10 protein-coding genes and 3 pseudogenes are annotated in these 12,500 nt (G+C 32.2%); 5 read left to right on the plus strand and 8 right to left on the minus strand.

Annotated elements, in window-relative coordinates; translation table 11 throughout:
- The first annotated feature begins 4 nt into the window (after nucleotides 1-4).
- Nucleotides 5-454 carry a hypothetical protein gene (locus EAG08_RS16840; RefSeq protein WP_129536448.1) on the plus strand — a complete coding sequence of 150 codons (450 nt, stop codon included), beginning with the start codon at nucleotides 5-7 and terminating at the stop codon, nucleotides 452-454.
- Between the two features lie 433 nt (nucleotides 455-887).
- Here the strand turns inward: EAG08_RS16840 and EAG08_RS16845 are convergent, their stop codons facing one another.
- From EAG08_RS16845 to EAG08_RS23155, 7 genes and pseudogenes are all read right to left on the minus strand, one after another.
- The gene (locus EAG08_RS16845) at nucleotides 888-1,193 is read right to left on the minus strand and encodes a hypothetical protein (protein WP_129536449.1); all 306 of its coding nucleotides are present in this window, start codon (nucleotides 1,191-1,193) and stop codon (nucleotides 888-890) included.
- A gap of 310 nt (nucleotides 1,194-1,503) precedes the next feature.
- Complete coding sequence (locus EAG08_RS16850; RefSeq protein WP_129536450.1) at nucleotides 1,504-3,489, minus strand: Ig-like domain-containing protein; 1,986 nt, start codon at nucleotides 3,487-3,489, stop codon at nucleotides 1,504-1,506.
- 379 nt (nucleotides 3,490-3,868) lie between these two features.
- A pseudogene (locus EAG08_RS16855) lies at nucleotides 3,869-4,413 on the minus strand (peptidoglycan-binding protein LysM).
- A gap of 298 nt (nucleotides 4,414-4,711) precedes the next feature.
- Nucleotides 4,712-5,071: a 4-fold beta flower protein gene (locus EAG08_RS16860; protein ID WP_129536451.1), complete on the minus strand. Its 360-nt coding sequence runs from the start codon at nucleotides 5,069-5,071 to the stop codon at nucleotides 4,712-4,714.
- A 147-nt stretch (nucleotides 5,072-5,218) separates the two neighbouring features.
- Complete coding sequence (locus EAG08_RS16865; RefSeq protein ID WP_129536452.1) at nucleotides 5,219-5,923, minus strand: hypothetical protein; 705 nt, start codon at nucleotides 5,921-5,923, stop codon at nucleotides 5,219-5,221.
- Nucleotides 5,924-6,112: 189 nt separating this feature from the next.
- Nucleotides 6,113-6,466 carry a hypothetical protein gene (locus tag EAG08_RS22295; protein WP_228446610.1) on the minus strand — a complete coding sequence of 118 codons (354 nt, stop codon included), beginning with the start codon at nucleotides 6,464-6,466 and terminating at the stop codon, nucleotides 6,113-6,115.
- Between the two features lie 65 nt (nucleotides 6,467-6,531).
- Nucleotides 6,532-6,701: pseudogene (locus EAG08_RS23155) on the minus strand (recombinase family protein).
- Nucleotides 6,702-7,424: 723 nt separating this feature from the next.
- Here EAG08_RS23155 and EAG08_RS16875 point away from each other — a divergent pair.
- The 3 genes from EAG08_RS16875 (at nucleotide 7,425) to EAG08_RS16880 (ending at nucleotide 8,902) form a co-directional block, all read left to right on the plus strand.
- Nucleotides 7,425-7,817 (plus strand): hypothetical protein, encoded by a 393-nt coding sequence (locus EAG08_RS16875; RefSeq protein ID WP_317126332.1) that lies wholly within the window; start codon nucleotides 7,425-7,427, stop codon nucleotides 7,815-7,817.
- An 11-nt stretch (nucleotides 7,818-7,828) separates the two neighbouring features.
- On the plus strand, nucleotides 7,829-7,984 hold the full coding sequence (locus EAG08_RS23160; protein WP_410493341.1) for a phage integrase SAM-like domain-containing protein: 156 nt from the start codon (nucleotides 7,829-7,831) through the stop codon (nucleotides 7,982-7,984).
- A gap of 285 nt (nucleotides 7,985-8,269) precedes the next feature.
- Nucleotides 8,270-8,902 carry a hypothetical protein gene (locus EAG08_RS16880; protein ID WP_129536454.1) on the plus strand — a complete coding sequence of 211 codons (633 nt, stop codon included), beginning with the start codon at nucleotides 8,270-8,272 and terminating at the stop codon, nucleotides 8,900-8,902.
- A gap of 1,184 nt (nucleotides 8,903-10,086) precedes the next feature.
- Here the strand turns inward: EAG08_RS16880 and EAG08_RS16890 are convergent.
- Nucleotides 10,087-10,803 (minus strand): annotated as a pseudogene (locus EAG08_RS16890) (SDR family oxidoreductase).
- A 184-nt stretch (nucleotides 10,804-10,987) separates the two neighbouring features.
- Here EAG08_RS16890 and EAG08_RS16900 point away from each other — a divergent pair.
- Complete coding sequence (locus tag EAG08_RS16900; RefSeq protein ID WP_129536457.1) at nucleotides 10,988-11,566, plus strand: Pvc16 family protein; 579 nt, start codon at nucleotides 10,988-10,990, stop codon at nucleotides 11,564-11,566.
- Nucleotides 11,567-12,500: the final 934 nt, after the last annotated feature.

A 12,500-nucleotide genomic window follows, 5' to 3' on the forward strand; every position in this document is an offset into this window, starting at 1 on the left:
ATCTATGAGATTTCTAATTTTATTAATGATCGCTGGTGTTTCAGTTCCTTACTTAGTCTCGGCCAAGGAAGATTCTCACGATTCGTTTTCACCACACCACACGCTTGGGTTTATGATTAGCCATACCCAAGTTAGCCAGGGTGTGCAGACCAATGGAAATAAAAAATGGTTATCATTGCCATCTTGGGCTCTCAATTATAATTATAAATTCAGTCCAAAATGGGCAATCGGATTACATAATGATATTATTGTAGAAGACTTTGTTGTACAGGAACATCTGAAAAACAGCGGCGGAGAGACTTTGGAAAGAAGTTATCCGGTAGCATCAGCAGTAATGGCATCCTACAAACCTGGCAAATATTTTAGCTTTATTTTAGGTGCAGGCGGAGAGTTTGCCCATACGGGCAATCTTTTCTTGATAAGGATCGGTGCGGAGTACAGTTATCACATCTAAAAAAGATATGAATTGAACGCCAATGTTACGAACGACTTAAAAATCAACGCGTACAACTCTTGGGCTATAGGTTTAGGAGTTACAAGAGTTTTTTAGTATAAAAAAAATATAAGCTTTGGTCCAAAGCTTATTTTGAACAAATCTTCAAAGGAATAAATTAAACTCTCTGAAAAATTTAGAGAGTTTTTGCTTTGCTGTACTAGGAAAGTGCAAGTAAAATATTATTTTTCCTTAATTAGGAATGTATAGATATGAAATCTTCAAGATTTGATGTATTTCTATAAAACATGAAAATTCGAAATTGAACTAAATACTCAAAACTATATTGACAATGCCTTCAAGATCAATAAATAAACCATTGTGCATCCACGGCTGTATAAGTTTAAGATCTCGTAATTGCGGTGTTTTAAATTTTCCTGTCGTTTTTTGAGATTTACTTATTTCTATTTACTCTTTCGGCTACTTCATCGAATTTTTCAGCTAATAATAGCTTGTAAAGTTCTGTGACTTCTTTCCAATCTTTAGCCTGATAGTTGGTTTGTTGTCCATCGAAAATTACAAAAAGCGATAAATCTTTATTTACTTCAATAACATTATCATCATCGGTTATAACCGAAACCCAAAATGCTCCATGTTCGTCATCCATTAATTGAATGTCTGATATAGCTTTTACTATATCCTCTTCTTCAATATTGTCTTTTTGATAACCGCCTGCAAATTGAATATAATTTTCTGTCATATTATCGTTTTTTGAGATTAATTTTGATTTTATATAATTTGTATTTCAATCCGAATATATCTATTATCATTTATAAGTTGATTTTGCTTGTAATAATGAGAAAAAATGTAACGGTGTTCCAAATAGGAAATGAAAATTCTTGTTTTAGTACCATTTTCAGCTTCAACTAAATAGTCTTATAGATGTACATCCTTTCTCGCGGTAAACACATTTAGATGTAAATTAATATATTATCTTATTTGTACGAAAACGTATTAAAAAAAGCTGTTTGAAAAAACAGCTTTTTTTTAATACCAGAGAGATCAATTCATTATTTTTTAATAAAAGTCTTTTTGAAAAATTGTCCATCTATGGTCTCAGCTGTTAAAATATAGACTCCTGGGGTTAGGGTTGAAACATCAATATTTTTAAAGCCTTTTATACTAAACATCTTCTTTCCCGATAAGTCATAAACTTCTGCTGTAAGAATTTTTGAAGCGGACGTCAGTGAAATGCTCGTTTCGGCGGGGTTGGGAAAAAGCTTTATTTTTTGATCAAGATTTACTTCGTTCACATTTAAATTTCCATTAATGAGATTTGCTGTAGCAACGTTTGAAACTAAACCATTGCCATTCTCAACGGTATAGCTGAAGCTATCGTTCATCCAATCTGATCCTGTAGGTGTATAAGTTATTGTTCCATTATTGTTAACAGTCAAAGTTCCGTAGAGAGGATACGATACAATTTTAATCAAAGTTGTTCCAACTAAAGTTTGGTCATTTGCAAGAATATTAAAAGTGTATGCACCGCTACCGCTTTGAGTAAAGGCATCTGATACAGCTGTGGGTGGTATACTAACAGGTTGTTGAAAGACTGCATTTCCTAGCTTTATCAGGAAACCGTCACTGTTACCTGCAGATGGATAATTAAAAATCGTCATGTCTTTAAGGTGTGTGTAGAATTGCCCTACTGTATAAATATTTCCAGATTTGTCTACTGAAATATCATATCCACGGTCACCACTACCTGGTCCTATATAATCTTCGAGGTCAATCTGATTGCCTGATGGATCAAGAGCCCATGTGAAAACTTCTTCTCCATATCTGCCACTATAATCATTTACAATGATACCTTCAAAATATCCTGTTACCAGCACATTATTGTTTTGATCAATTGCAAGTCCATCCGCTCCATCAGCAAATTGTACTCCAAGGCTCCTCGCCCATAAATAATTTAAGTTATTATCAACCTTTAATACGTAAGCATCAGTCATTCCATATAATCCAAAAGATATAAGGGAATTTTGTGCGTTGGCAAAGTTAAAATCCACAGTACCACCAAAACTGCCAGTTATTAAAACATTGTTATTACTATCAATTTTCACTCTTTGTGACCTTGCTAAATTACTTTGATTGGAGGCTATAGTTACCCCTGCATTAACAAAATTTCCGTTACTGTCAAGCTTTAGAAGGTACGCTTGTCCGGTAGATGAACTAAGATTAAAAACACCGGTAGGGCTTGGGTCAAAATCAGTTACCCCATTATTATTTCCTGTAACAAAGACATTGAAATTAGAGTCAACAGCAATGGAAGTTCCTACATCACTTCCCATTCCCTGCGTCATCTTCGCCCAGATGAATTGTGCATCTTTGTCAATTTTCAAAATGAAGGAAGTGTCAATATATTCGCTTGTCATACTAAATACACCGGGAGTAATATCAAAATCAGCTGTTTTTCTAAAGCTACCAGTTACATACACTTTATCCAGACTGTCTACAGTAATTCCAAACCCTCTGTCATACTCTATACCTCCTATACTGCCCGCCCAAACAAGTACTCCGTTTCTGTCCAATTTTGCTATAAAAATATCAGCATCTCCATTTGAAGTAAGCATTTTTATTCCTGTTGGGCTGGGGTCAAAATCGACACTCCCGTTAAAATGCCCAGTTAAGTAAATATTACCAGATGAATCAGTTGCCATTGAATTAACATAAGGAGTACCATCTGACGTAGCATTGGATGCAAAAGCTTTCATCCATTTAAGTGAACCATTTCCGGAATATTTTGCCACAAAGGCATCTGATGATCCAGTGCTTACATAACTATTGGCAGAGGATGAAATATCAAAGTCTGAATTGCCTGAAAATTTTCCTGATACTACAACATCACCATAAATATCTGTTGTAATATGATCGGCAATGTCGTATCCAGTCCCTCCAATATTTCCACCCCAACTGTAAGACGGAAGATAGGTTAATTGAGAGTAAGCCATTATTGATATAATGATGCTAAAAAGGAGTATAGCTTTTTTTATCATAGAATAAATTTTTAATAAGTTTGCAAATATATCACTAGTTATGAATTTTACATCACTCAAAGTAAAAACTAAATAAGGAAATTTTCTGTCCTGATATTAAGTATTCGTTTGGTAACTCCAATCGAGTCAATCATTTTTTGAGATTTGATAACTTTAAAAAAGATATAAAACGGCTTAATAAATTTACTGAATGTTTGGTGTGATGTATGAATTAAATTTAAATGTCCAAAAACATAGATTCTACCTTACAGTTGATAGATACTTATTCGCGGATTTTGAATTTTCTCTATATCGCTATCAATACATACAAAATCAAAGGCCTCCTGTAGGAAGCCTTCGAAACACCAAATCACAAAATATTAATATGAAAAAAAATTACTTATAAAGCTGTTGCAGTATAAGTTACTGTTTGCGTATAAGTTCCGGCCGGTTTACCCAAAATATCAGAAGATGATGATTTCGCCGCTGGAATGGTGTAGTCCAAATTCAGTGTTAAGGCACTTCCAAGCGGAGCATTTGATACTAAGGTTTGATCCGTTGCAGATAAAACTACAGCGGTTTTTGTTCCGCCCATTGTTCCGGCAGCTGCAGCTGCTTTGATCGTCAAAACATTTACAGGGATTAAGTTGGTTCCATTCATGAAATTAACACCCCTGCTTTTACTTTTACATTAAAGTTCTTCGTTGAAGTAACTTTCAAAGAGTTGGCTTTAGTAATCGTTTGATCAGAGTTATAGTCCGCTGCAGTAGCATAGTTAAAGTCAACTGTATTACCAATTGCAGTACTTCCCGCATCGATAGAGATGACATCGTTCAGGGGAATATTTACGGTTGTGGTAGCGGTAGTGTTTTGAGCTTTAACATTGTTAGTTCCTAATATAATGACTCCGATAGTTAAGGCTGCGATTGCGAATTGTTTTGTCATGATGGTATTATTTATTTTTTATTCTTATTTAGTTGTTCTCTTTTGAACACTATAAATCTACGGCGGCGATAAAAGTTTCTTTGTAGTTGAAAATGGAAGTTCATGTAGTAAAATAACTACACGTATTAGTTAATAGAAAAGCCCTCAACACTTTCTAAGTGTTGAGGGCGTATATAAATTGCTGTTATTTCTATTATAAAGCTGTCATAATATAAATTACCGTTTGCGTATAATTTTTCTTTAGGTTTTTACAAAAAATATTTATACATAGTTTTTTTAGATTATTTACCATTCAATCTTATTGAAAAAAATATTCATACAGCTGGAAAGATGACCAAGATAAAGAACGAATCGGTTTGATCGGTCTAATTTCCTTAATAGATTTTATTGGTCTAATATTTTTTATTGCTTTAATTGGTTTTATTTTTTTCATTGGCTTTATAGGACCTCCAACAGCATTCTCTGTAAAAAATGCTCGGTGACAATTCCTATCGAAATACCATCCATCATACTTCCATCCTAAATATCTACCATAATAATTATAAATATTTTCGTCTTTCAGATATGCTACCGGTTGACCATTAAACTGATAAATATGTTCATTATCATCACTTACATAAGCTATAGGTTCACCATTTTTATTATATAACGTTTCCATAATTTTATCGTTTAGCAAATTTCAAAAAAGTATTACTTATTTCGTTCATGTTCTAGATGTTGTGACGTGATACTTGAAAAATATAGTATAACTTGTTTATACCCGTTATAGTATAGCGCATATTGCTGCTTATCAAAAGAATTATTCTTAGTTATTTGTGATAATTGGAGCGAGTTCCTTTTTCAATTCGTCAAACTCCTCTTTACTCATCATATCAATTTCTACCAGCTCTTTCGCCTCTTTTAATTTTGCAATCGCTTCATCTCTGGTCATTTTTCTGTTTTTCAAAAGAATCTCACCAGACTCAATCCCCAACTCCGTATCCATCACGCTCAAATATTTATTTATTCCAAAAGCTCTACCATTTATCTCTCCCAAAACCATAACTACATATAAGGGTTTATTTTTACTGCCTCTATGATATGTTTTTATTTCATTTACAATAACTTTAGTGTTCTTTAAACTGTTATCTGCCATGTTCTGTGCATTACCACCCATTGCTGACATAACACTTCCAAATCCAGCAGGTCTTCCCAGCTGTATAAATTCATAGGTTTTTTTTGAAGTGCTCCTAGATTGTGAAACACCCCCTCTTGCTCTATTACCATAACTGCCTGAATATGTTTTTGTATTCATTTCTTGAGAGGTTGGAGATCCTAAAATTAAAGTATCACCAACCTTCACACTATTTTTAGTGGTTGTGATATATTCCTTAATCAAAGCACCATTTTTAACAGAGGTGAAGAAATTGATATCCTGAGTATTTTCGTAGGTCAATAAGTCAATACTTTCTTGAGCTTGAATAGTGATTATTGATAAAAGAATAGTAAAAAAAGTAATTGTTGTTTTCATAATGGTTATTTAAAATATTTGTCGTATTTGATATTTCTTGCAATGAATTAAAATCTATCTGGATTAAATATAGAGGAATCAAAGGTAATTATTCTAATCAATAACAAATTGCGGGATACCGTAAATCACAAAAAAAATTAAAACTTATTGTGATTTAATTCTAATTTGTATTTAGAAAACAAATTAGATTCACTTCTTTTTTACTACCATATTCCTTATTTCTTCATCAGTATGATGATCAAGAATTTTAGCATACCTGTAAAATGTTGCCCTGGTCAATCCTAAGGGTTTGTAAATATCTTCCGGACGTAGTGTTGGATCTTTATAAATTGAACGTAGAAGTAGTAGCTTTGAAATTGTTTCCGTGGTATAATCTTTTGGCCTTCCTCCTGTTCTTCCTCTTGCTCTTGCTCTTGCAGATTGCAATCCTGCATTGGTTCTTTCAGCAAGAGAAGCCATTAAATTTAAAAATAGTCTGCCATTAATTGTTGAAGTGTCAACACCATCTACAAGACCTTTTATTATAATTCCTTTATTACTCAAACTTAAGACAAGATCAATAATATTTTTTAACTTCTTCCTAACCGGTCTAATCTCCAAACATAAAGTTAATCACCTTCTCTGAACTGTTCTATCATTTTATCAAGTTCTGGACGATTCTTTGTTGCGCCTGAAATTTTCTCCTGATAAATTTTCTCACAACCGCTTTTTCTAAAGCTTCAATTTGCAAATCCAAATTTTGACCTTTGGTTGAAACTCGGGCATATCCCATTTTCATAATTTGTTACATTAAACTCATACTTCACAAATTTATGAAACTTTGTTTAGTGATACGAGATTTTGAGAAAGCGTACTAAAAATATAAGATTCAGAAGTTCCATCTTTGAAAATCTCAAAATATTACAGTTTTTTAAAATCTCAAGTGATGATTTATAAATTTTCAATTATCTGTTGTGATAGAGTAGGATTTACAGAACATTAATTTCACCAAAACTTTTTAATTTTTTTAGTTTATTTTTGATAAATTTCATAGATTTGTTCTATCTACAAAAGGTAATAAAATTACATAAATTTTAAGGGGTAAATTCGAGACCAAATAGAGTTTAAGTTGCTGAAAACCGATATTTTAGGGGTTTGGTGGAATTGCTCAAAGTCCCGTCCGGATCGCAAATACAATATCAATGTATTACAAAAAGCTTTAAAACATCTGTTTTAAAGCTTTTTGCGTTTTATGTCTGTTCAAAGAGAATTAAAAAAGCACAATCTGAAAATGACCTATTCAGTGACCACTTGAAAAAGGTGAAAAAAGATCACTGAAAATTCAGAAAACCTTGTTCGAGAGCTGGTTCAGCAACAGAAGGTCTTGTGTTAATGTTTTGCTAAGGTTAATTTTAAATCTCAAAGCTACACGAAGTGAACAAGACATTCAATTTGCTTTTCTATGTAAAAAAAAGCTAAAATCAACTTTGTAGGAAAGTCTCCTATTTATTTACGAATTACTATTGACGGCAAAATAACCGAAATCAGTACAAAACGTACCGTAAAGCCTTTAAAATGGAGTTCCGCAATGCAGAAGGTTGGTGGCTCTTCAGAAGAGTGCAGATCACTTAATTTTTATCTAAAAACATTTGAGCAAAAAGTTTATGATGCGTATCATAGCTTGGTGAAAGATAAAGAAAGAGTAACTTGTGAAACTCTTAAAAATAAGCTATTGGGTAGAAATGAACTTTCTAGAACACCTATTCCTATTTTTCAAAATCATAATGACCGAATGGAGAAACTGATAGGAAAGGAGTTCGCAATTGGAACATTGGGAAGATATAAAACGTGTCTCCGTCACACCAATGAATTTCTAAAATGGAAATTTAATCTTTCAGATATTGATATAAAATAGATTATGCTTTTCTGAACGATTTTGAATTCTTTTTAAGAACCGAAAGATCCTGTAACAATAATTCCGCAGTAAAGTATATTAAGAACTTTGGAAAAATCATTCAAATCTGTCTTGCAAATGGATGGATGGAAAGAGACCCCTTTTATGAACTATCATTCGAAGTTTAATGAAGTGACTAGAGTATTTTTAAATGAACAGGAATTAGAGAAATTATTTAATTGTTTAAAGTTGGGGCCTACATTTTCTGACTATCCTAAAAATAGTGAAATTTAAATACATTCCGAATTGATAAAAATATTAAATCAACAACATAAGTAACCATTGAGAAAGGAATCAACATAACATTCGGTGTTTTATTACAAATTCAATGAGTGATGAATTAAAAAAGTGTACCTTTTATAACGTATAACCAATCAAAATATACTGATATGAAAAATTTTTGCTTTATTTTAATGCTTAGTTCATTTATGAATGCTCAAGTGGGAGTCAATACAACAACCCCCTCTAGGACTTTAGACGTTAACGGTAGTTTAAGAGTCAGAACACAAACCGATGAATCAGCAAATAGTTCTTATAATAACGTTTTAATTTCTGATGCAAATGGAAATGTTGATTATGTTAAAAAGAGTTTACTAAATCAGCAAATGGTCTCGTTATTTAATCTTAATGTTCTGCCTTCTGTAAATGCAGGAGGAAATGGAGCTGCTGCTATACCTGTAAGTATTAGTAACCAGTCTATAACTTTAACAAAACCAGCATTTGTAATGATTAGTTACTCAGTTCCCGTAACATTATCTATTGCTGCTACAGATGGAAGAATGAAAATACTAAGAACTCACTTAAATGTCAATGGAACTAACGTTATCCGTTCTTCTAATACATACACTAATAGTACCGCTACAGGAACTAATTTAACCGGAATTTTTTATAACACCGGCAGTTATACAACCTTATTGGGTGCGGGCACACACAGTATTGAGGTTTTAGGAACATGTTTTGATTTTACTACGGCTTCTCAATGCATTCAGGGAGGTAGTTTTTCAGGCACTTCATTTCAAGCATTTGCAATTTATAATGATTATTAATTGTAATGGAGAAAGTAAATTTATTTTTTAACCGTATTTCTGGAAAGGGATAAATAACTTGCTATTCCCATTGTTGTAGAATTTTATTTGAAGAGAATACCTCGAGGCTTGCCTTGGGGTAGTTTATTATTTACTCATATCTGTTATTTGTTTTGGCATAATCTGCTTTTTTTTAACGCATGTATGATGCTAATATAATGAAAAAATCAAATAGCTTTTATTACAAATTTAACCCAAATACTAGGTAGTAAATTTGATAGGCTTTTCAATTTTGCCTTTATTTCTGTGAAGAAAAATTCAAACAACATAAAAAAGGCATAAATTCAACATTTAGAAACGTTTATTTATAACCCCGAATAATATTTAAATCAGTTTTATAGCTTATTTAAACACTTAATAATAAATAAATGAAACTCAAAACCCATACAGTTCATGAGCCATTTGTAACTCGCAGTTACGAATATAAGTAAATTTTAAAAGTTTTTCACAACTTTAATATTTTCAGAAATTACAAGACCGGATTCGGTTTGTTTTTCCTTACAGCAAGTTTCCATGGATTAATGCAAAAACTTGGGGACTAAGCAAAAAGTTTAGATAATGTGAACAAGAAAAATGCTTTATCTCTTACGCTTCGAAGTTGTGATCTGAAGTTTTTTATTTTAGCATTGAAAGATTCTGCTGAGGCATTTGTACTTCTTTGCTAAAAATAATTGAGAATGTCGTTATAATGATTTGTAGTGGTTTTCTTAAGTACAGAGAAAGACTTAAAACCCGATTCCTCCTAAAACAAAGAAAAGATTTAATCTTTCAGTCTCAAGAAAAAGGATTGATCCGTGATAGGTAATTTAAAAATTTCAATAGATTATCATTATTCATTAAAATTTAGTTTTAAAAAAAGAGAGTAAAATAAACATACTCTCATTTATTTTTATAGATAAAAAACATTGCAAATGATTGAGAACCATAATAGATGTCCAGAGTTACTGATACCGAAATTTGTCCCAATTATTCCAAATATAATTTAAACATAAACATCCATAGTTGTCCTGTCAAATTACATAATAGAAAAAAGAATTAATCTTTAAAGAACTCCCATAGATTCAAGATAAGGAGTCATCAGCTTTTTATCGAAAACAGGAGGCCGTAAATTGGTATCTGCTAAGAGTTGCTGTGTATTACTTCTGTCATAATAATAGGTGTTTTCGTAAGCTTCTACTAATGATTTTCCTTCGTGCACATCTTCTGTGAACAGGCTCAATAAAGGATAAATTGGTAAATTTACTATCAAACTTCCATTGATTGAGCCATTGATGGTATTGCATTCCTTTTAAATTGACATCATAATATTCATTTATTTTGGCGCAGAAGTCAGTAAGTGAAACGTCATTTTCAGAAAAAGGATAAAGGTAGGAATTGAGCCCGACTGCTTCTTTCTTTTTACTAATGTGCATAATCGCCTTGCACATATAATCTACCGTCGTCAATTCATCTTTTAATCCCATAACAAGCGGAAATGAATTAAGTTCAACACAGCTTCTGATAAGCGATCCCCACCATTGATTCATCACAGTAGCTCCGGAAGTACTATGACAAACCGCAAAACCTAACCTGAAATTTGTAATAGAAAGTCCTTTTTGTCGTACTTTTTCAGCGATACTTTCCATTACCTATTTGCTTTTTATGTATCCCAGATCTCTGGAAACTGCCGCCATATTTTAATCGATAGAATCATCTTCGTACATCCATGTTTTTTTTGTGAAGGGCCTTCCCCAACTAAATACGCCCATAGAAGACAGCAGCATTAGAAATTTTATTTTTCCTGCCACCGCAAGATCAATGATATTATGCAAACCATCAATATTCGATTTTTTAATGAATGAATAAGGCTGTACATAACTCACCGAACTTCCCGAATGATAAAGAATTCAATCCTTAGCCAAATTAAACTTAAAGCATTATCTGCATAGATTTCTCAAATGTTTATTTAGAAAATTTTAATTTTCAGTGTTTTTCCTATGAGATAAACGGTGTTTTTCCTGTGGTATGTAATATTATTATACAACTTTGGTAGTATAAACTGAAGCCATGAAAATCACAGAGTTCCTTTCAAAACTTGTTACTGCAGTAAATGCAGAAATAGCAGGAGCGCCAATTGTTGAATTAGCCAATATAGCTACTTTGAACGATGGAGATGAATTTCTGTCTTCCAAATCTACCATAATTTTATCCATTGTAAATATAGAAGAAGATAAAATACTTAAAAATCAGACCTTATATAAAAATTATATTCCATCAAGCGATACCATAGCAAAATACAAAAATCCTACTCAGAATTTAATTTTATCACTTCTGTTCACATCTTATAATATAAAACAATCCGATTACGTTACAGGAATCGAAAAACTAGAAGTGGTAATTAGATACCTTCAAAACAACCGCGTTTTTTATTGGCAACCTCCCGAAAATTTTAATGGATTAATTATTCTTACTACGAATTTTAAAAACAATATTGATGATGCATTTCTCAGACGATTCAATTGTTTAATCATTTATAGTAAACCTGATGCTGACGACAGATTTCTGTTATGGCAAAAGATGATTCCGTCAAATATAACTTTAGAAGATTCTGATATTTACGTAAAATTGCTACAAATTATGATTTAACCGGAGCTCAAATTGTTTCCGTTATTACTTATGCTTGCCTACAGGCAATTGAAGAAAAAGATTCGGTCCTCAAAAATGCTTTCCTATTAAAAGGCATAGAAACTGAATATTTGAAAGAAGAGAAACCATTTAATCATATATAATATTGTATTCTTCAGTAGACAGATATTTTTAAATTGATAAAAGCTGATTAGTATTATATATAGTACAATTATCTTACTATATTATATAAGGAAAAGTTTTTCTCATTAGTAGCTTAATCCCGCTCACCGCTGTATCTTTTTCTCCGGCGCTTTTTTTAAAGCCATTTCAGAAAAAGGATGCCGCTCTTATCGGGGCTAGGGTAGTGGTCATATATCAAAATTTGTCAAAGTAAAACTTACATTTCTAAATGAAGGATGTTTTTGTATCCTGTAAGATTTATTCTTCCAAAATTTAAAAAATTGTATACTCTTAAAGAAACAAATTAAAAAATATCCCGAATCACTCATAAGCTCTATTAGGGCCTCTATGTTTATAACATCACGTTCAAACATTAAATCATAAGCTCCGTAGGAGCGTTATGTTTTTAGTTTAATCTACAATAAAGAGAATGAGCTCCGCATGACATTGGTGTTTCCGGGACATTCCCGTTAACCCCCATCCTCCAACCTCTAACCTAATGAAAATTTTTCTCCCACGCTTTCAAGGTTTTACCGTCAAATATGAATTTAATTTGAATTTTATGTTAAATAGATTTGGAAGTGTGGGGGTAAAGTTGGTACTTTTGCCCCACTGAAAACGAGAGTATATCAGTAGCGCAGGAGGGCCTTCGGGCATATAATTTAAGTTACTTTATAGGATGTAAATCAAAAAAAGATTCACTGAAAATTTTTAGCAATAAAAGTTGTGAGAATAAAAAAGATTTGTATCTTTGCAATCCCAATACGGGAAG

This window comes from Chryseobacterium sp. 3008163, assembly GCF_003669035.1.
Lineage (GTDB): Bacteria > Bacteroidota > Bacteroidia > Flavobacteriales > Weeksellaceae > Chryseobacterium.